Source organism: Streptomyces sp. NPDC107528, from assembly GCF_055639295.1.
The window spans coordinates 13,627-32,635 of sequence record NZ_JBVKAV010000021.1 but is presented as its reverse complement, the minus strand read 5'-3'; the positions used below and the strand labels follow the sequence as shown (position 1 = coordinate 32,635).

The 19,009-nt window shown below is 70.6% G+C and carries 17 protein-coding genes and 1 other RNA gene; 13 read left to right on the top strand and 5 right to left on the bottom strand.

The features are described 5' to 3' along the window. Positions 1–202 precede the first annotated feature (202 nt). The 4 genes from ACZ7L5_RS43310 (at position 203) to ACZ7L5_RS43295 (ending at position 5,399) form a co-directional block, all read left to right on the top strand. On the top strand, positions 203–1,906 hold the full coding sequence (locus ACZ7L5_RS43310; RefSeq protein ID WP_471524403.1) for a serine/threonine-protein kinase: 1,704 nt from the start codon (positions 203–205) through the stop codon (positions 1,904–1,906). Between the two features lie 133 nt (positions 1,907–2,039). Then, entirely contained in the window at positions 2,040–3,281 is a 1,242-nt protein-coding gene (locus ACZ7L5_RS43305) for a serine/threonine-protein kinase (RefSeq protein ID WP_471524401.1), read from the top strand. Positions 3,282–3,383: 102 nt separating this feature from the next. Further along, entirely contained in the window at positions 3,384–4,490 is a 1,107-nt protein-coding gene (prfB, locus tag ACZ7L5_RS43300; protein WP_362388616.1) for a peptide chain release factor 2, read from the top strand. A gap of 294 nt (positions 4,491–4,784) precedes the next feature. Continuing rightward, complete coding sequence (locus ACZ7L5_RS43295; RefSeq protein WP_471524399.1) at positions 4,785–5,399, top strand: hypothetical protein; 615 nt, start codon at positions 4,785–4,787, stop codon at positions 5,397–5,399. A gap of 116 nt (positions 5,400–5,515) precedes the next feature. On the opposite strand, the gene ACZ7L5_RS43290 is transcribed toward ACZ7L5_RS43295, so the two are convergent. Then, positions 5,516–5,707 (bottom strand): hypothetical protein, encoded by a 192-nt coding sequence (locus ACZ7L5_RS43290; protein ID WP_272123918.1) that lies wholly within the window; start codon positions 5,705–5,707, stop codon positions 5,516–5,518. A gap of 257 nt (positions 5,708–5,964) precedes the next feature. Here ACZ7L5_RS43290 and ftsE point away from each other — a divergent pair, with 257 nt between their 5' ends. The 8 genes from ftsE to ACZ7L5_RS43250 all read left to right on the top strand — a co-directional run bounded on the left by ftsE (position 5,965) and on the right by ACZ7L5_RS43250 (position 12,775). Next, complete coding sequence (ftsE, locus tag ACZ7L5_RS43285) at positions 5,965–6,654, top strand: cell division ATP-binding protein FtsE (RefSeq protein ID WP_328427280.1); 690 nt, start codon at positions 5,965–5,967, stop codon at positions 6,652–6,654. 36 nt (positions 6,655–6,690) lie between these two features. Continuing rightward, a complete protein-coding gene (gene ftsX / locus ACZ7L5_RS43280) occupies positions 6,691–7,608 on the top strand; it encodes a permease-like cell division protein FtsX (RefSeq protein WP_328427281.1) in 918 nt (305 codons plus the stop codon). Positions 7,609–7,675: 67 nt separating this feature from the next. Continuing rightward, positions 7,676–8,842: a S41 family peptidase gene (locus tag ACZ7L5_RS43275; RefSeq protein WP_471524396.1), complete on the top strand. Its 1,167-nt coding sequence runs from the start codon at positions 7,676–7,678 to the stop codon at positions 8,840–8,842. A gap of 59 nt (positions 8,843–8,901) precedes the next feature. Next, positions 8,902–9,450, top strand: a complete 549-nt coding sequence (smpB, locus tag ACZ7L5_RS43270; RefSeq protein WP_328884435.1) for an SsrA-binding protein SmpB — start codon at positions 8,902–8,904, stop codon at positions 9,448–9,450. Between the two features lie 127 nt (positions 9,451–9,577). Continuing rightward, positions 9,578–9,965: a transfer-messenger RNA gene (gene ssrA, locus ACZ7L5_RS43265) on the top strand. Positions 9,966–10,143: 178 nt separating this feature from the next. Beyond that, entirely contained in the window at positions 10,144–11,154 is a 1,011-nt protein-coding gene (locus ACZ7L5_RS43260) for a DUF4232 domain-containing protein (protein WP_471524395.1), read from the top strand. Continuing rightward, positions 11,151–11,714, top strand: coding sequence for a hypothetical protein (locus ACZ7L5_RS43255; RefSeq protein WP_471524393.1), 564 nt, complete (start codon positions 11,151–11,153; stop codon positions 11,712–11,714). Before ACZ7L5_RS43260 ends, ACZ7L5_RS43255 begins: the two co-directional genes overlap by 4 nt. Positions 11,715–11,791: 77 nt before the next feature. Further along, positions 11,792–12,775, top strand: a complete 984-nt coding sequence (locus tag ACZ7L5_RS43250) for an extracellular catalytic domain type 1 short-chain-length polyhydroxyalkanoate depolymerase (RefSeq protein ID WP_406415757.1) — start codon at positions 11,792–11,794, stop codon at positions 12,773–12,775. Positions 12,776–12,923: 148 nt separating this feature from the next. On the opposite strand, the gene ACZ7L5_RS43245 is transcribed toward ACZ7L5_RS43250, so the two are convergent. After that, positions 12,924–13,769 carry an SDR family oxidoreductase gene (locus ACZ7L5_RS43245; protein ID WP_471524391.1) on the bottom strand — a complete coding sequence of 282 codons (846 nt, stop codon included), beginning with the start codon at positions 13,767–13,769 and terminating at the stop codon, positions 12,924–12,926. A gap of 102 nt (positions 13,770–13,871) precedes the next feature. After that, positions 13,872–14,837 carry a helix-turn-helix transcriptional regulator gene (locus tag ACZ7L5_RS43240; protein ID WP_471524389.1) on the bottom strand — a complete coding sequence of 322 codons (966 nt, stop codon included), beginning with the start codon at positions 14,835–14,837 and terminating at the stop codon, positions 13,872–13,874. Positions 14,838–14,901: 64 nt separating this feature from the next. Between ACZ7L5_RS43240 and ACZ7L5_RS43235 the strand changes: the two genes are divergently transcribed. Next, complete coding sequence (locus ACZ7L5_RS43235; protein WP_362388632.1) at positions 14,902–15,483, top strand: TIGR03086 family metal-binding protein; 582 nt, start codon at positions 14,902–14,904, stop codon at positions 15,481–15,483. A 71-nt stretch (positions 15,484–15,554) separates the two neighbouring features. Here the strand turns inward: ACZ7L5_RS43235 and ACZ7L5_RS43230 are convergent, their stop codons facing one another. Together ACZ7L5_RS43230 and ACZ7L5_RS43225 are read right to left on the bottom strand one after the other, a co-directional pair. Then, positions 15,555–17,075 carry an FAD-binding oxidoreductase gene (locus tag ACZ7L5_RS43230; RefSeq protein WP_471524387.1) on the bottom strand — a complete coding sequence of 507 codons (1,521 nt, stop codon included), beginning with the start codon at positions 17,073–17,075 and terminating at the stop codon, positions 15,555–15,557. Positions 17,076–17,245: 170 nt separating this feature from the next. After that, positions 17,246–18,949, bottom strand: a complete 1,704-nt coding sequence (locus tag ACZ7L5_RS43225) for an NAD(P)/FAD-dependent oxidoreductase (RefSeq protein ID WP_471524461.1) — start codon at positions 18,947–18,949, stop codon at positions 17,246–17,248. Between the last annotated feature and the right edge of the window lie 60 nt (positions 18,950–19,009).

The window sequence follows — 19,009 nt, the reverse complement described above, 5'->3', positions numbered from 1 at the left end:
AAAGTGCCTGACAGATGACCTACCGACGACCGCTTGAGATCGGTCACGTCCGCTTGCGGCAACCACGAGACAGAGGCGAGCGTCTTTCCTTCGAACATGTACGGGAAGCCGTACGTAAGACGCACAGAATGAGGACAGGCCGGTGCCCCGGGGCACGGCACTACAGTGGGTCGGAACGTAGGCAAGCAGCAGGGAGCGCGACGTGCGGCCGGTAGGCAGCAAGTACTTCCTCGAGGAGCCGCTGGGTCGCGGCGCCACGGGGACCGTCTGGCGAGCCCGCCAGCGGGAGACCGCGGGCGCCGAGGCCGCGGTGCAGGGGCAGCCCGGCGAGACCGTCGCGATCAAGGTCCTCAAGGAGGAGCTCGCCAGCGACGCGGACATCGTCATGCGGTTCCTGCGGGAGCGGTCCGTCCTGCTCCGGCTGACCCACCCGAACATCGTCCGGGTACGTGACCTGGTCGTCGAGGGTGAGCTGCTGGCGCTCGTCATGGACCTCATCGACGGCCCCGACCTGCACCGCTACCTGCGCGAGAGCGGCCCCTTCACCCCGGTCGCCGCGTCCCTTCTCACCGCGCAGATCGCCGACGCGCTGGCCTGCAGCCATGCCGACGGCGTCGTCCACCGCGACCTCAAGCCCGCCAACGTCCTGCTCCAGCAGAACGGCGGCCAGATGCACCCGATGCTGACCGACTTCGGCATCGCCCGCCTCGCCGACTCCCCGGGCCTGACCCGCACCCACGAGTTCGTCGGCACGCCCGCGTACATCGCGCCCGAGTCCGCCGAGGGCCGCCCGCAGACGTCCGCCGTCGACATCTACGGCGCCGGAATCCTCCTCTACGAGCTGCTCACCGGCCGTCCCCCCTTCGGCGGCGGCTCCGCCCTGGAAGTCCTGCACCAGCACCTGAGCGCCGAGCCGCGCCGCCCGTCCACGGTCCCCGACCCGCTGTGGACCGTCATAGAACGCTGTCTGCGCAAGAACCCCGACGAACGGCCCAGCGCCGAGAACCTCGCCCGCGGCCTGCGCGTCGTCGCCGAGGGCATCGGCGTGCACGCGAACTCCGCGCAGATCGCGGCGGCCGAGGGCGTCGCCGCGCTGCTCGCCCCCGACCCGGCGCCGGCGGCCGTGCCGGGCTCGGCCGACCCCACCCAGGTGCTGCAGCACGGCGCGGCCCCGGGGGCGTACGACCCGAACGGCGCGACCAGCGTGCTGCCGCACACCGGCGCCCCCGGCATGCCGGGGGCCGCGGACCCCACGGCCGTACTGCCGAACACGGGCGGCCCCGGTGGACGGGGCGCCGCCGACCCGACGGCCGTCATGCCGCCGGTGCCGCCGGGACAGCCCGGTCAGCCCGGCCCCGAGGACCCGCACCCCTGGCAGAACCAGCTGCGCGCCGCCCGGGACCGCAACGAGCAGACGCAGGTCCAGTACCTCGACCCCAGCCAGGACCCGCTGCGCCGGCGCCCCCAGCGCCAGGTCGCCCGCCCGCAGCAGCAGCCCCAGCAGCCCCAACAGCAGCGCCCGCCGCAGGGCCGGCAGCAGGGCTACGGCCATCCGCAGCAGCACCAGCCGCAGCAGTACGCCCCGCAGCGTCAGCCGCAGCAGCAGCCCCAGCGGTACGCCCCGCCGCCCACGCCGGAGCCGCAGCGGCCCCGGCGCGAGCCGCGTCAGCCACGCCAGCGCAGCGCCAACCCGATGCGGATCCCCGGCCTCGGCTGCCTCAAGGGATGCCTGTTCACGATCATCATCCTGTTCGTGGCGGGCTGGCTGGTCTGGGAGCTGAGCCCCTTGCAGGAGTGGATCGGCACGGGCAAGGGCTACTGGGAGCAGCTCAGCGACTGGTTCAGCACCGTGAGCGGGTGGATCGGAGACCTGGGCGGCTCGGGCGGAGGCTCGGGCACGAACTGACCGGAGCCGGCGCGATACGGCGTCGGCTGGTTTGGTTATTTGTCGACACCTGGCGGGTGATTTCCGCCTCGGCGGTGAAGGTTGGCTCTCCGGACGCGTAGTTTTAGCGACACACGCGTCTGTAGGAGCAGCCTTGGCACGGAAGATCGGCAGCCGGTACACCGCCAACCAGATCCTGGGGCGGGGCAGCGCCGGCACGGTGTGGCTGGGCGAGGGGCCTGAGGGGCCCGTCGCCATCAAGCTGCTGCGCGAGGACCTCGCCTCCGACCAGGAACTCGTCGGACGCTTCGTGCAGGAGCGCACGGCCCTGCTCGGCCTGGAGCATCCGAACGTGGTCTCCGTGCGCGACCTCGTGGTCGACGGCAACGACCTCGCGCTGGTCATGGACCTGGTCCGCGGCACGGACCTGCGCACCCGGCTCGACCGCGAGCGGCGACTCGCGCCCGAGGCCGCCGTGGCGATCGTCGCGGACGTCGCCGACGGGCTGGCGGCGGCGCATGCGGCCGGGGTCGTGCACCGGGACGTGAAGCCGGAGAACGTCCTGCTGGACATGCAGGGGCCGCTGGGGCCCGGGGGTTCCCATCCCGCCCTGCTGACGGACTTCGGCGTGGCGAAGCTCATCGACTCGCCGCGCCGCACCCGGGCCACGAAGATCATCGGTACGCCTGACTACCTGGCCCCGGAGATCGTCGAAGGTCTGCCGCCGCGGGCCGCGGTCGACATCTATGCGCTGGCCACCGTCCTGTACGAGCTTCTCGCGGGCTTCACCCCCTTCGGCGGCGGCCACCCGGGCGCGGTGCTCCGCCGTCACGTCACGGAGGCGGTGGCGCCGCTCCCCGGCATCCCCGACGAGCTCTGGCAGCTGATCATCCAGTGCCTTGCGAAGGCACCGGCCTCGCGGCTGCGGGCGTCGGAGCTGGGGGTGCGGCTGCGGGAGCTGCTGCCGTTGGTGGCCGGGATGCCGCCGCTGGACGTGGACGAGCCGGACTCGGAGCCTGCGGAGGATGAGACTCCGGTCACCGAGGAAACGGCGCCCGCGGGGGAGCGGGCGCGACGGCGGGGCGCGGTCCCGTTGGTGCCGGGCGCCAAGCCGGCGGACTCCAACCGGGACACGCACACGTCGATGAGAGTGCCGGGGCCCGACGAACTGGCCGGGGGCGCGCGCGGTACGGCGCGGGTGCCTCGGGCAGCGGGCGCCCCGCGCCCCGGCTCCGCCCGCCATCGCGCCGTGACGCGGAGGCGCCGGGTGGCGGTGGGGGCGGCCGCGGTGGCGCTGGTCGCGGCGGCCGGGGTGGGCGCGTGGCTGGCGACGTCGGAGGACGACGCCGGGGCCACACCCCAGGACACGAACAACACGGCTCCGGCCACCCCGTAGGTCCGCCACCCCGCCCCCTGATACGTCAGCGGCGACGCCGGGCGCGCCGTCGGGCACGGTCACCCGGCATGGCCCGCTTGGCGGAGCCGTTACGCTGGAGGCGTGGCAGTCGTCGATGTATCCGAAGAGCTCAAGTCCCTCTCCTCGACCATGGAGTCGATCGAGGCCGTTCTGGACCTCGACAAGCTGAGGGCAGACATCGCCGTGCTCGAGGAGCAGGCGGCCGCGCCGTCCCTCTGGGACAACCCGGACGAGGCGCAGAAGATCACCAGCAAGCTGTCCCACCTCCAGGCCGAGGTGCGGAAGGCCGAAGCCCTGCGTGGCCGGATCGACGATCTCGCCGTGCTGTTCGAGATGGCCGAGGAGGAGGACGACCCGGACACCCGTGCCGAGGCCGAGTCCGAGCTCACCGCCGTCCGCAAGGCGCTGGACGAGATGGAGGTGCGGACGCTCCTCAGCGGCGAGTACGACTCCCGGGAGGCGCTCGTCAACATCCGTGCCGAGGCGGGCGGCGTCGACGCCGCCGACTTCGCCGAGAAGCTGCAGCGGATGTACCTGCGCTGGGCGGAGCAGAAGGGTTACAAGACCGAGATCTACGAGACGTCGTACGCCGAAGAGGCCGGCATCAAGTCGACCACCTTCGCCGTGCAGGTGCCGTACGCCTACGGCACGCTCTCGGTCGAGCAGGGCACCCACCGGCTCGTGCGCATCTCCCCCTTCGACAACCAGGGGCGCCGCCAGACCTCCTTCGCGGGCGTCGAGATCCTTCCCGTGGTCGAGCAGACCGACCACATCGAGATCGACGAGTCCGAGCTGCGCGTGGACGTGTACCGGTCGTCCGGTCCCGGCGGCCAGGGCGTCAACACCACCGACTCCGCGGTGCGCCTCACCCACATCCCCACCGGCATCGTCGTCTCCTGCCAGAACGAGCGGTCGCAGATCCAGAACAAGGCGACCGCGATGAACGTCCTCCAGGCCAAGCTGCTCGAGCGGCGCCGTCAGGAGGAGCAGGCCAAGATGGACGCCTTGAAGGGCGACGGCGGCAACTCCTGGGGCAACCAGATGCGGTCGTACGTGCTGCACCCGTACCAAATGGTCAAGGACCTGCGTACCGAGTTCGAAGTCGGCAACCCCGAGGCCGTGTTCAACGGTGAGCTCGACGGGTTCCTGGAGGCCGGGATTCGCTGGCGCAAGCAGCAGGAGAAGTAACTTTGTCGACAAGGCAACTGCCGCCACTCCGGCGGCAGTTGCCTTTTCTGTGCCTGCATGTCTGGGTTTTACATCACACTCACAGTCTCCAACCCCATGCATAGCTCCCGTATTTGGACATGGCGCCCGCAAACGGCCTTGACGTGTCTTTGAAAAATGGGAAGGGTAAAGCGTGGCATGCGTATCTCTGGGGCGCATGTGAACCGGGGGATTCGAGTTAAGCGACGTCCTCCGTCGATCACGGCCCCCGAGCGCCGCCTCACTGACGATTCAGCTACTGGGGGTAGCAACCACATGACGAAGAAGACGCGGATCCGTATCGCGCGCCTCGCGGCCGGTGCCGTGATCGCGGCCGGTGCGTCGCTGACCGCTGCGGGTGCCGCTTCGGCCGCGCCGGCGGAGGACTGCCTGCTCGGCATTTGCATCGGTGGAGAGGACGACCCGACCGACCCGCCGGTGCCCACCGACCCGCCGACCGATGTCCCCACCGACATCCCGACGGACATCCCGACCGAGGAGCCCACGGTTCCGACGGACCCGACGGTCGAGCCGACCGAGCCGGAGGAGCCCACCGAGGACCCGACCACCGAGCCGACCGACCCGGGTGACGGGAACGGCAATGGGGACGGCAACGGCGACGGCAACAACGGCGGCGGTAACAACAACACCGACCCCGACGGTGGCACGTCCCCCCAGGAAGAGGGTTCCTCCTCCCTGACGGAGACCAACACCGACAGCACGGGCACCGGCGCCAACACGTCCGCCCAGGGCAACGGTGAGGAGCTCGCCGAGACCGGTGCCGCTCAGACCACGTTCCTGCTGGTCGGCGCCGCCACCATGATCGCCGGCGGTATCGGCTTCCGCCTCCTGCCGCGCCTCGTGGGCGGCCGTGGCGGTGCGGCTGCCTGACGGTAGCCGCTCGTCCACACCGCGTGATTCACGCCGTACGGCCGAGGGGCCCGGAGCGCACTTCGCTCCGGGCCCCTCGGCATGTCCGCAAGTTTGTACGCGGTGCGGGCGTCGCCCTATGCCGTCTGGTGCGCCAGCAGTGCCACAGCCGCGATCAGCACCGCCAGCAGGGCGATCAGCGTCATCGGGTTCAGACCCGCGAACGGGTTCTCCTGCTGCAGCCGCTCACGGTTCGCCCGGCACACGGGACAGCGGCCCTCACTCACGGGCGCGGCACAGCTCGCGCACACCAGCCGGTCGTACGTCATGCGCCACCCTCCTAGCGAGTTCCCTCCGGGGGTTCAACGGGTTTGGCCCCGAGAACGTTCCCCCCTCCACAATGCCAGGTTCCTTTGGAAAGGGCGCGGGCGCTCTCGGAGGAGGGGGACCGCCATCGCCCCTGAGGGCGTCACCTGACCCGGCACAAAATGCACAACCCTCACGCAACCCCTCCCGGTGCCTGCGCCCCTACCCCTGGTTCGCGTATGGTCACGCTCATCTACCCCCGGCGACCCATGGTGCATCCGTGATCCGACTCGACAACGTCTCCAAGGTCTACCCCAAGCAGACCCGCCCCGCACTCAGGGATGTGTCCCTGGAAGTGGAGAAGGGCGAGTTCGTGTTCCTCGTCGGGTCCTCCGGCTCCGGAAAGTCCACCTTCCTGCGGCTGATCCTCCGCGAGGAGCGGTGCACCCACGGGCAGGTGCACGTCCTGGGCAAGGATCTCGCGCGCCTGTCCAACTGGAAGGTGCCGCAGATGCGCCGCCAGCTGGGGACCGTGTTCCAGGACTTCCGGCTGCTGCCGAACAAGACGGTCGCCGAGAACGTGGCCTTCGCGCAGGAGGTCATCGGCAAGTCACGGGGCGAGATCCGCAAGTCCGTGCCGCAGGTGCTCGACCTCGTCGGGCTGGGCGGCAAGGAGGACCGGATGCCCGGTGAGCTCTCCGGTGGTGAGCAGCAGCGCGTGGCGATCGCCAGGGCCTTCGTCAACCGGCCCAAGCTGCTGATCGCCGACGAGCCGACCGGCAACCTCGACCCGCAGACCTCCGTCGGCATCATGAAGCTGCTCGACCGGATCAACCGGACGGGCACCACCGTGGTGATGGCGACGCACGACCAGAACATCGTGGACCAGATGCGCAAGCGCGTCATCGAGCTGGAGCAGGGCCGCCTCGTCCGCGACCAGGCGCGCGGCGTCTACGGCTACCAGCACTGACCGCGACCGTCCACGGAAAGGCCTGAAGAAGACGCCATGCGCGCCCAGTTCGTACTCTCCGAGATCGGTGTCGGTCTCCGCCGCAATCTGACGATGACCTTCGCCGTCATCGTCTCCGTCGCCCTGTCGCTCGCCCTGTTCGGCGGGTCGCTCCTGATGAGCGACCAGGTCAGCACCATGAAGGGCTACTGGTACGACAAGGTCAACGTCTCGGTGTTCCTCTGCAACAAGAGCGACGCCGAGTCCGACCCCAACTGCGCCAAGGGCGCGGTGACCGACGACCAGAAGAAGGAGATCCTCGCCGACCTGGACAAGATGACGGTCGTCGAGAAGGTCGTCTACGAGTCGCAGGACCAGGCGTACAAGCACTACAAGGAGCAGTTCGGCGACTCCCCGCTGGCCGCCTCGCTCACGCCGGACCAGATGCAGGAGTCGTACCGGATCAAGCTGAAGGACCCGGAGAAGTACCAGGTCATCGCGACCGCCTTCGACGGGCGCGACGGTGTGCAGTCAGTGCAGGACCAAAAGGGCATTCTGGACAACCTCTTCGGGCTGCTGAACGGCATGAACTGGGCCGCGCGGGCCGTGATGGCGCTGATGCTCGTGGTCGCGCTCATGCTGATCGTCAACACCGTGCGGGTGTCCGCGTTCAGCCGGCGGCGTGAGACCGGCATCATGCGGCTGGTCGGCGCCTCAGGCTTCTACATCCAGGCGCCGTTCATCATGGAGGCCGCGGTCGCCGGGCTCATCGGCGGGTCGGTCGCCTGTGCCTTCCTGGTGATGGCGCGGTACTTCATCATCGACCACGGCCTGGCCCTGTCGGAGAAGCTGACGCTGATCAACTTCATCGGCTGGGACGCGGTGTTGACAAAACTGCCGCTCATCCTCGCGACGAGCCTGCTGATGCCCGCGTTGGCGGCGTTCTTCGCGTTGCGCAAGTATCTGAAGGTGTGACCAACGCCAATGGGGCCGTCCGGTCAACGGACCGTACGGCCCCTCGCGTTGTCCTAGACTCACCGGCATGTCAGGTCGTGACCTGTTCTGTCAGCCCCGCCGCTTCGGCCGCGGGGCCGCCCTGACATTGGTCTTCGCGAGCGTGCTCGTCGCCGGTGCCGCGACCGGCTCGCTGCCCGGCCCCGACCGGAAAACCCCCGCCGACGCCGCAGGTTCGGCCGCACCGGCGGGCCGGCACGTGGATGTCGCCGAGGCGGCCGCCGAGGCCATGGCCGCGGGCAAGTCCCCCATGGAGGCCGCCGAGCGCGCGGTCAGCCGCAGCGGGGACCGCTGGAGCGCCGTCTACTCCCAGGGCGAGTACGAGGAGTTCGAGGAGGCCCTCGACGGCGAGTACACCGGCGTCGGGCTGTGGGCGCGCCGGGAGCGCGACGGCCGTATCGAGGTGACGAAGGTGCGGGCGGGGTCGCCCGCGGCAGTCGCGGGGATCCGCTCGGGCGACCTGGTGCGCAGCATCGACGGCAGGAAGGTCGACGGGCGTCCGGTCACCGAGGTCGTCTCGTTACTGCGGGGCGACGCGACCGACGCGGACGCAGGTACGGCCGTGGAGGTGGGGATGGAGCGCGGCACGCGTGCGTGGGACCTCACGCTGCGCCGGGCCCGGCTGTCCACCGACTCCGTCACCGTAAGGGAGCTCGCCGACGGCGTCACCGTCATCAAGATCGCCTCCTTCACCAAGGGCTCCGGCGACGCGGTCCGCGAAGCCGTCCGCCAGGCCCCGGCCGCAACCGGTGTCGTCCTCGACCTGCGGGGCAACTCCGGCGGCCTGGTCACCGAGGCCGTCACCGCCGCCTCCGCCTTCCTCGACGGCGGCCTCGTCGCCACCTACGACGTCGACGGCGACCAGCGCGCCCTGCACGCCGAACCCGACGGCGACACCGCCAGGCCCCTCGTCGCGCTCGTCGACGGCGGCACGATGAGCGCGGCCGAGCTGCTCACCGGCGCCCTGCAGGACCGCGGCCGCGCGGTCGTCGTGGGCACCCGCACCTTCGGCAAGGGCTCGGTCCAGATGCCGAGCCGCCTCCCCGACGGCTCCGTCGCCGAGCTGACCGTCGGGCACTACCGCACCCCCTCCGGGCGAACCGTCGACGGCCGCGGCATCACCCCCGACCTGGAGGCCGACCAACAGGTCCTGGAGCGGGCCGAGACGGTCCTCAGCGGTCTCGGCGACTCGTAAATCGGCTTTCCCCGCACCCCCTCCGTAGTGCGAAAATGGAAGGCACTATGAGCAAGGGAATGTACGTACCCAAGGAGTCCCAGCCCAAGCAGGGCGGCGGGGCGGCCGGCAAGGCGGGCCGAGACGGCGAGAAGGGCGGCAAGCGCAAGATCGTCGCCCAGAACAAGAAGGCCCGGCACGACTACGCGATCATCGACACCTTCGAGGCCGGCCTGGTCCTCATGGGCACCGAGGTCAAGTCGCTGCGTGAGGGTCGGACCTCGCTGACCGACGGCTTCGTCCAGATCGACGGGGGTGAGGCGTGGCTGCACAACGCCCACATCCCCGAGTATCACCAGGGCAGCTGGACCAACCACTCCGCGCGCCGCAAGCGGAAGCTGCTGCTGCACCGCGAGGAGATCGACAAGCTGGAGGCGAAGTCCCAGGAGACGGGTCACACGATCGTGCCCCTCGCCCTGTACTTCAAGGACGGCCGCGCGAAGGCGGAGATCGCCCTGGCGCGAGGCAAGAAGGAGTACGACAAGCGCCAGACCCTGCGGGAGAAGCAGGACCGGCGGGAGTCGGACCGGGCGATCGCGTCGGCGAAGCGGCGGCAGCGCGCCCAGTAGCGGGCTGCCGGGGAATACGCTGGCATGGTCGTGCGTTGGTCACGTACGATGGCACTGCACCTCACAGAGGGTGCGCGCCCCTCTCCGGTCGCCGGAGGTTTGCCGGAGGGGATTGAAAAAACAACATGGGGATGATCGGTTTCGACAGCGGCTGTTCAAGCAGGGGAAGCGTGTCGAGGAAGCGGCAATGATCTCGTAAACCATATGTCGCAACCAATAATCGCCAATTCCAAGAGCGATTCCCGCGCCTTCGCCCTCGCTGCCTAATAAGCAGTGAGCGAAGGCCCTTAACGGGTGTCAGCCCGGGGGTGTTCCCGACCCGGACCCTGGCATAATCTAGGGGACTAAACCATCGAGCCCGGTCACGGGGTTCGATGGGAAACCAAACAGTGACTGGGCCCGTCGGCGACTTGTTCGCGTGATCGCCGGGGCCGAGAAAATCGCAGCGAACTGCACACGGAGAAGCCCTGCTTCTGCACCGTTGGACGCGGGTTCGATTCCCGCCATCTCCACGATCGGGAGGTTTCCGAACCTCCCTAACCCATGTGGGCAAAGGCCCCGCCGCCTCCGGGCAGCGGGGCCTTTGCCATGCCGGGACTCTCCTGCGGGGCTGGAGTGATCTGTGACACCCCTGTGACCGGAGGTGTGGGTTCCGCCACAGACCGTGGGTGCGGCCCCTGGTGAGGTGGGCGGATGCCTACCGCCTCGCGTACCGTCCCCGCTGCCCTCGCCGGTGTTCTGCTGCTGGCCGCGTGCGGTTCCCAGAGTGCCTCCCAGGGCGACGACGCGACGAGGGCTCGCGGCGCCGGGGCCCCGGTCAGCGCCGCGTCGCTGTGCCCGTCGGGCTTCGTGCAGTACGGCAGCCCGCCGGCGTCCGTCGAACCGGCCGTCACCCCCTCCGGTACGCCGACGCCGCTGCCCCTGCCCTCCTCGATCGACGGTCCGGGTGAGGACGGGGTCAAGGTGACCGGCCTGTACGCCTGGGGGCAGGACAGCGGCTGTGACGCCGACTTCTCCGCCGAGTTCGAGGTCACCAACCAGGGGACGGAGGCGGCCACTTACACGGTGACCATCAGCTTCCTGTCGGCGTCCGGAGGCGCCGTCGACAACGTCGATCAGACCGTCGCGTCGGTCGCGCCGGGTCGGACCGTCAAGGCGGCCGTCGCGATGACGAGGACGGCCGGGCACGCACCCGAGGTGACGGGCGCGGACGTGCTCAAGGTGCGCAGCGTTCCCGTCGGCGAGGCGTCGTCCGCCTCGGGGGCGTGCCCCGCGTCCGGGGTGCACGTCTACGCCGACCGGGGGGACGCCGCCATGGGGCTGCGCGTCGTCGGGCTGCATCTCGTCAACTGCGGCACCCGGACCTACGAGCTCAACGGCTACCCGCGACTCGAACTCCTCGACGCGGACCACGACATCGTCGACGGCGTACGGATCCTCCAGGGCACCGATCAGATCAGCACCGGCACCGGTGGCACCGGCCGTCCCCAACGCGTGACCCTGCAGCCGGGTGAGGCCGCTCAGTCGGCGTTGGCCTGGCGGAACACCACCGAGGCCGGCGTCGGTGACCCGGTCAACGCGCCGTACGTCCGGGTGCGGGCCAAGCAGGGCGCCGACCCCGTGACGGTGATGCCGGAACTGGACCTCGGGACGACCGGGAAGCTCGGCGTGGGGCCGTGGAAGAAGGACGAGACGTACCGGTGACCGGCGTTCTCGCCGTCCTGGCGGGTGCCCTCGTGCTGGGTCTGCTCGCCCATCCGCGTATCGGGCCCGGCGTCAAGGTCCTTGCTCTCACCGCGCCTCCGGTGGCCGTGGTGGTCTGGCTGCTGGACGCGGTGGCCGACGAGACCTGCGCCGCCGTTGCCGTCTCCGCGGTGTACGGCGTCGTACTGGTCGCGCTGAACGGACTCATCGGCCATCCCCGCCTTCCGACCTGGGTGAAGACGACGGCGTTCGTCACCATCCCGGTCGCCGCGGTGGCCTGGCTGCTGGTCGTCACGGCGGACGACACGGCCAAGGACCCCGGCGAGGACCCGTGCTCCATGCGCTACGGCGGCGTCGGCGTCTCCAAGGCGTTTCCCCCGCAGGCGTACTGCCTCTACGAGGACGGCGGGACGCACAACCTCGCGGCGGGCGCCCAGTTCGTGTTCTGGGTCTGCTTCGTCAGCAGCCTGCTGCTGCTCGCGGCCGGGCTGTGGGAGGTCGCGCGGGATCCGCACAAGCTCGTGCGGCAGTTCCGTACGGAGCGGTCGCGCGCTCGATGAAGCACCATGGCTGAGGCGTCCGTTGTGGTGTCCCGCTCCATGTCGACGGGTCGTTCATGCTTCTACGGTCCCTCCGCATGACACAGACCAGAGCCGCAAGTCGTCGAATCGCCGTCTGCGCGAGCCTTCTCGTCGCCCTGATCGCCGCCTTCCTCACGCCGGGCCGAGCCGAGGCCGCCTCTCTCCAGGAGGTCACCGGGTTCGGGTCCAACCCCGGTGCGCTGCGCATGTTCCGGTACGTCCCCGACGGGCTGCCCGCCGGACGGCCCGTGGTCGTCGCGCTGCACGGGTGCACGCAGAACGCCTCCGGATACGGCACCGGCAGCGGATGGCTCCAGCTGGCCGACCGCTGGGGCTTCTCCGTCGTGCTGCCGCAGCAGCAGAGCGCCAACAACGCCTCGTCGTGCTTCAACTGGTTCCAGAGCGGGGACATCGCGCGCGGCCAGGGCGAGGCCGCGTCCGTCGCCCAGATGGTCGACCGGCAACTCGCCGACACCTCCGCGGACGCGTCGCGCGTGTATGCCACCGGGCTGTCCGCCGGGGGAGGGATGACCGCGGTGATGATGGCGGCGTACCCGGAGAAGTTCGCGGCGGGCGGGATCGTCGCCGGGCTGCCGTACGGGTGTGCGCAGGCGGCCGGGTCGCCGTATGTGTGCATGTACGTCGGGGCGACGCAGACCCCGAAGCAGTGGGGCGACCGGGTGCGGGCCGCCCGGCCGGGGTACGCCGGGCCCTGGCCGGCCCTTGTCGCCTTCCAGGGCACGGCCGACTACACCGTGAAGCCCGTCAACATGACCGACCTGGTGAAGCAATGGACCGATGTGCACGGGGGCGATCAGGTCGCCGACGTGAGTGACACCGTGGCCGGGTATCCGCATCAGGTCTTCCGGGACGCGGGCGGGCGTGCGGTCGTGGAGACGTACAGCGTCACCGGGATGGGGCACGGGCAGCCCGTCGACCCGGGGAGCGGGAGCGAGCAGTGCGGGACGGCCGGTGCCTATGTCCTCGACGTGAACCTGTGCGCCGCGTACCGGATGGGACGGGCCTGGGGACTGGGGTGAGCCGAGGGCGCTCCGCCGGCGCGGGCGGTGGTACGGGATGACGCTGAAGGCCGAATGGCCCGCCCCGGACCCGTACGGGGGATTCCGGGTCCGGGGCGGTGCTGAGGGGGCCGCGGGGTGCGCTACTCCGCGGCGCCGGGCGTCGGCGTCACTTGAAGGCGTGGACGTTGCGCTGTGCCCAGCCCGCGAAGGAGCCGGCCGGGCGGCCGAGGATCTCCTCGGTGTCGGGGCTGACCCGCTGCTCGGCGGGGAGGGGCTCGCCGAGGATGTCGAGCGTGCCGTCGATCACCGGCTCGGGCATGAACTGCGCCATGTGCTCCCGCGCCTGCTCACGGGTCAGCTCCACGAAGCCGACCTGCTCGCCGATCGCCTCGGCGAGCGCCGCCGCCTGCTCGCGCGGGGTGACGGCGGCCGGACCGGTCAGCTCGTACGTCCGGCCCGCGTGGCCCTCCTCGCGCAGGACCACGGCGGCGACCTCGGAGATGTCCGCCGGGTCCACGACCGGCAGCGCCACGTCGGCGAACGGGGCGATCACCGCGCGCTGCGTGCGGACGCTCTCGATCCAGGCGTAGGCGTTGGAGGCGAAGCCGCCCGGGCGCAGGATCGTCCAGTCCAGGCCCGAGGAGCGCACGGCCTCCTCGAACTCCCGCAACCGGCCGTGCGAGAGGGCGTCCGGGCGGGTGCCGTTGATCTGCGAGGAGAGCAGCACCACGCGCCGCACGCCGGCCTCCTTGGCCGCCGCCAGCACGTCGACGGCGGGTGCGCCGCCGCCGAGCAGCTCACCGGCGAGCAGGATGAACAGGGCCTCGGCGCCGTCCAGGGCGGGACCCAGCGTGGCGGGATCGGCGAGGTCGGCGCGGACATGCCGCGCTCCCTCCGGAAGGTCGTAGGAGAGGGGATTGCGGGACACGGCCGTCACCTTCTCGCCGGCGGCGGCGAGGGTCTCGACGAGCGGGCGGCCGACGTTTCCGGAGGCTCCGGTGATAGCGAACATGAGAACTCCCAAAGGTGTGTGAAGAGGGTGGAGTTGGGGCGGATCCATGCGATGTCTGCGACGTTAGCATCCTCCGTATAGTAGGTACCTAGAGGAAAGTGACTATGTGGCCGGCGCCTCCTGGAGCGCCCCGTAGCGCGCCGTCAGGTCGCGGCCGAGGCGGGCCAGGTGTTCGCGTGCCTGGGGCGGGCCCACCACCTCGACCCGGGCCCCCAGACCCGCCAGCTGCGCGGCCAGCACCTCCACCGACGGCCCGGCGGCCTCGATCTCCCGTCTGCCGTCCTCCAGCAGCCGGCCGATGCTCAGCCGCCCGCCGAGCAGGCGCTGGAGCACGGGCAGGGCGTCCTGGTCGGCCCGCGCCGTCACGGTCGCGGCGAGGAGGCGGTCCTCCAGCTGGGTGACCAACGTCCGCCAGGCGGCGGTCAGATCGAAGTCGGCGGGACGACGGACCGGCTCGTCGGTCGGATCCGCCGAGGTCACCCGGCCCAGCCGGAAGGAGCGCAGCCCGTCCGGCGTGCCGGCCACCAGGTACCAGTGGCCCGCCTTGAGGACCAGCCCGAGCGGGTCCACGGTGCGCTCGTGCGGTACGCCGCCGGGGCGGGCGTAGCCGAGGCGGACCCGTACGCCGTCCAGCACCGCGCGCTCCAGGGCCGTGTGGTGCGGGCCGCTCGCCATCACGGCGGTGCGCGACCAGTCCTGGTCGTCGACGATCCGCGCCCGGGACGCCGCCTCGGCGTGCGGCCGCAGCGGTTCCGGCACCGCGCGCAGCAACTTCCGCAGCGCGGAGCGCAGTTCGGGGGAGGCCGCCGAGGAGCCCGCGGCCAGGAACAGTGCCTGAACCTCAGGTGAGGTGAGCCCGGTCAGATCCGTGCGCGCTCCGCCGACCAGCCGCCATCCGCCGCCCCGGCCGCGCTGCGCATACACGGGGACGCCGGAGACGATCAGGGCCTCCAGGTCGCGCCGCGCGGTGCGTTCGGAGATCTCCAGCTCGGCGGCGAGTTCCGCGGCGGTCACCCGGCCGCGCGCCTGGAGGAAGAGCAGAGCCGCCACCAATCGGTCAGCTCGCATCAGTGATCAGCCTTTCCTGGAAAGTGGCCGGAGGGTGGCCTGTTTGGCCGGAAGACTCGATGACATGACGAACTCCATGAGCGACCCCCGCAACGGACTGCTGAAGGCCGTCGACCTGGCCGGTGACGTGCTCGCCTCGGTGCGGCCCGAGGACTACGACCGCACCACGCCGTGTCCGGACTACTCGGTGCGCCAACTGTCCAATCACCTTGTCTCCGTGCTCCGCCGGGTTGCCGTGATCGGCGCCGGCGGACAGTTCTTCAGCGTTCCGCACTTCGCCGAGGACGTCGCCGACGGCGCCTGGGCCGAGGCCTGGGCCGCCGGGACGAAGGAGCTGCGGTCCGTCTGGACGGACCCGGCGGTTCTGGGCCGGGAGATCGGGCTGCCCTGGGGGCCCGTCCCCGGCGCCGCCGCCGCGGTCATCTACACCAACGAGTTCGTGCTGCACACCTGGGACCTGGCCAAGGCGACCGGCCAGAGCCCCGCCTGGGACGACGACGTCCTGGCCGCACCGCTCGCCGCCATGCAGCGCGCCGTGCCCCGCGAACCGCGCGGCGGCCAGGTGCCCTTCGGCCCCGTCGTGGACGTCCCGGAGGACGCCCCCGCCATCGACCGCCTGGTCGGCTGGTACGGCCGCAAGCCCTGAGCCGAACCGCTTCCCCCACGAGCCGCCGGACCCCGTCGTCCGGCGGCCTTTCGCGGTGCGGGCCGTGACGGTCAGGCGCTGCCTATGGACTGCGGGAAGCGGAAGAACCGGTACGGGTCGTACTTGGACTTGATCTTGGTCAGCCGGGAGTAGTTCTCCGCGTAGTACGACGCCTTCCAGTCCTTCAGCGACGGGTCCATCCAGTTCTGGTAGGTCTCGCCGTTCGACAGCGGGTCGATCGTCGCGAAGCCGTGGTCGGCCCAGGCGTTCGCCACCGCCTTGGCCTCGTCGGTCACCTGGGCCGGGTCGTTGATCAGGACCCGGTAGTTGACCGAGAAGAGCGAGTCGCGGTGCACATACGCGGTCGCGGTGCGCGCGATGTCGTTCGCGGCGCCCCCGAAGAAGTGGAAGTCCAGGTAACGCGCCTGCCCCGCCCTGCGGTTCGCGTCGAACGCCGTCATCACGTCCGCCCAGCCGCTCGCCGCGTACGGCTCGCTGCCCATCCGGGTGCGCTCCAGGCCGTACGCCGGCCGGGACAGGGTGCCCTGCGGGGTCTTCTCGGAGCGCTGGCACTGGGCCTCGGTGAGGGTGGCGCAGCCGAAGATCATCATCATGAGCTGCTGGTACGTCATGATGCCGTCCTGGCGCTGCACGGGGGCGCCGGTCAGGGCGAGCAACCGGGCCGCCTCACCGGCCAGTTCGGCCGGCGTGCCGCGGGAGGCGAGGAAGACGTTGGCCTGCGGCACCGAGCCGGGCGCCGCGTCGGGCTGTACGACGTAGGCGCCGCCGCCGATGGTGTGCGGGGCGTCCACCAGCCACCGGGCCACGCCGTCGAGGACGTCGGCCATCCGGTCGTACGGGAAGATCAGGTTGCTGATGGCCATCTGGTCGCCGCTGTGCGGGGTGACCGTGAACCGGGTGACGATGCCGAAGTTGCCGCCACCGCCGCCGCGGATCGCCCAGAACAGGTCCGGGTTCTGCTTCGCCGAGGTGGTCACCACGCGGCCGTCGGCGAGCACCACCTGGGCGGCGGTCACCGCGTCACTCGCCATGCCCGTCGGCCGGGTCAGGAAGCCGAAGCCGCCGCCCTGGAGGAAGCCGCCCGCGCACACGGTCGGGCAGCCGCCCTCGCTGACCACCAGGTGGTGCGGGGCCAGCGCGTTGAGGATGTTGACGTTCTGCGCGCCCGGGCCGATCTCCACCGACGTGGGGCTCTTCACCGTCACGGCGTTGAGCCTCGACACGTCGATGATCAGGCCCGGCGTCGTGGACCAGCCGCCGTAGTTGTGGCCGCCGCTGCGGACCGCCGTACGGACGCCGTGGTCCTGGGCGAAGCGCACGCAGACCGAGACGTCCGCCGCGCTCGCGCAGTAGGCCACCGCCTGCGGGTTGACGGCGTCGAACTGGCCGAGCTCCAGCTGGCGGGCGACGGAGTAGTAGGGGTCGGAGGGCAGCACGAGCCGGCCCGAGAGCCTGGCCGCGAGCTGGCTCCAGGGAGTACCCGAGCCCTCGGCGGCGACGGGGATGGCGGGCACGAGGGCGATGCCGGCTGCGGCCGAGCCGGCGCCGAGCAGGGTTCTACGACTGATCACACGGTGTCCCAGTGTCGATGCGGGTGTGGTGGACGGAGGTTCGGTGAGGGCGCCGGGGCCAGGGGCCGGGCCCGTGGCCCGCACAGGGCTGCGCGTGGGGGTGGCACCACGCCCTGTGCGGGCCGGTCTCGGGGGGTGCGGCGGCGGTCAGGAGGTCGGGAGCCAGGAGGTCAGGAGACCTTCTTGCCGCGTACGGCGGACTTGGCGACGCCCTTGAGCATCGAGCGGCCGAGGTCGCGCATCTCCTTGGGGCCGTTGGTGCTCGCCCACCACATGAACTTGATCATCGTGGGGGTGGTGGCCCGGTAGAAGCGGTGGTCCTCGCCGTCCTTCCAGCCGAAGGGCGTGTTGACCGACTCGCAGTCGTTGATGGCCTGGAAGACGATGTCGGCCGCCTTGTCACCGTCGATCTCGCCCGCTTCGTAGCTGAGGCAGGTCTCGTTGGTGACGTCGAGCAGGTGCTTGAAGGCGTGGCTGTCCGGCCACCACAGGCCCGGGTAGGGCGAGTTCTCCATCTCGCGGAAGTGCCGGTCGTCGCCGTCCAGGACGAACTCCTGGCGGGCCTGGATCTGCCGCATGGTGGCGGGCGTGGTGAAGCAGGCCCAGACCCGGAACACCGCGTTCCAGAGCCGGAAGTGGGAGAACGCGATGTAGGAGCTGTTGACGATCATGTCGTTGTAGGTGAGCAGCCCCTGCTCCAGACGCTCGACGTACTCGAAGCGCTTGGCCGAGAAGTCGTCATCGCGCAGCGCTTCCAGGACGCGGTAGCACAGGGCGTCCACCACTTCGAAGGTGTTGGACAGACCGCGCGAGTAGAGCGGGTCCACGAAGCCGGCCGCGTGGGACATCAGACACCAGCGGTCGCCGACCGTCTGCTTCGAGGAGTACTGGATGCGGTCCGGCGTCGAGATCCACTCCCGCACCCGCCGCGCGCCGTCGAACTGGCGCTTCACGGCCGGGTACATGTCGAGGTAGTGGTTGAACTCCTCGTCCGGCGTCTTGTCCTTGGGCTGCGGGTACAGCCGCTCGTCAAAGGTCAGGCCGACGCTGCACATCGGGTTGCGCGAGTCCGTGTGGTTGTCGAACGGGATGATCCAGAACCAGCCGCGTTCGATCAGGTGGTGCAGGGTGCCGCCGTGGAACGGGGACTCGGCCGGCGGGCGCAGCGCGTCGGGGTAGTTGCACACGTCGTCGTACGGCTTGATGCCGACGTAGTGCGTGAACATCGAGCGCGCGTGGTGCTTGATCCGCGAGGGCTTCTCGCGCAGGTCGAACTTCTGGGCGAGCGGGGAGCGGAATCCGCTGGCGTCGATGAGGTACTTCGCGCGGAACACCTCGCCGCTCTGGCCGGTGACGGTGACGCCGTCGTCGTCGAAGTCCAGGTCGGTGGCGCGCCAGTTCTGCCGCAGGGTGCAGCCGTACTTGGCGGCGACGTTGAAGTAGTACGTGTCGGTGTCCTGGCGGAACATGTGCGACGCCTCGGTCAGCATCTTCGGGATGACGAACATCGTCGCCTCGCGCGGGTCCGGCTCCCGGTCCGGGACGTGCCGTACGAATCCGAAGCTCTGCTTCCTGCCGTGGTGGGCGCCGATGTACTTGGTGACCGCCTTGATGTCGAGCAGGTGCTTGATCTCGGGGACGTCGTAGCGCACGGCGAGGATGTGCAGCCACTCCACGAGCTGCGGGTTCTGCGACTCACCGACCGCGAACCGCGGGTGCTGCCCGGCGTCGACGAGCACCACCTTCGCGCCCTGCCGGGCCAGGATCGCGCCGGTGATCGAGCCGCCGATCCCGGCGCCCAGGATGATCACGTCGCACTCGGTCCACTCGCCGGCCTTCGACGCCGTCTTCTGTGTGTCGGCCTTGGTGGGCATCTGTGTCTCGGCCTTGCCGGTCAACTCGGAACTCCTCTTCTGACGAACCGTCGGCGCGTC

Coding starts and splice junctions, on each gene's coding strand:
- ACZ7L5_RS43275 (WP_471524396.1), top strand. CDS start 7,676: ATGTCAGGTCGTGACCTGTTCTGTCAGCCCCGCCGCTTCGGCCGCGGG.
- ACZ7L5_RS43250 (WP_406415757.1), top strand. CDS start 11,792: ATGACACAGACCAGAGCCGCAAGTCGTCGAATCGCCGTCTGCGCGAGC.
- ACZ7L5_RS43260 (WP_471524395.1), top strand. CDS start 10,144: ATGCCTACCGCCTCGCGTACCGTCCCCGCTGCCCTCGCCGGTGTTCTG.
- ACZ7L5_RS43295 (WP_471524399.1), top strand. CDS start 4,785: ATGACGAAGAAGACGCGGATCCGTATCGCGCGCCTCGCGGCCGGTGCC.
- ACZ7L5_RS43235 (WP_362388632.1), top strand. CDS start 14,902: ATGACGAACTCCATGAGCGACCCCCGCAACGGACTGCTGAAGGCCGTC.
- smpB (WP_328884435.1), top strand. CDS start 8,902: ATGTACGTACCCAAGGAGTCCCAGCCCAAGCAGGGCGGCGGGGCGGCC.
- ACZ7L5_RS43245 (WP_471524391.1), bottom strand. CDS start 13,769: ATGTTCGCTATCACCGGAGCCTCCGGAAACGTCGGCCGCCCGCTCGTC.
- ACZ7L5_RS43290 (WP_272123918.1), bottom strand. CDS start 5,707: ATGACGTACGACCGGCTGGTGTGCGCGAGCTGTGCCGCGCCCGTGAGT.
- ACZ7L5_RS43225 (WP_471524461.1), bottom strand. CDS start 18,949: ATGCCCACCAAGGCCGACACACAGAAGACGGCGTCGAAGGCCGGCGAG.
- ftsX (WP_328427281.1), top strand. CDS start 6,691: ATGCGCGCCCAGTTCGTACTCTCCGAGATCGGTGTCGGTCTCCGCCGC.
- ACZ7L5_RS43240 (WP_471524389.1), bottom strand. CDS start 14,837: ATGCGAGCTGACCGATTGGTGGCGGCTCTGCTCTTCCTCCAGGCGCGC.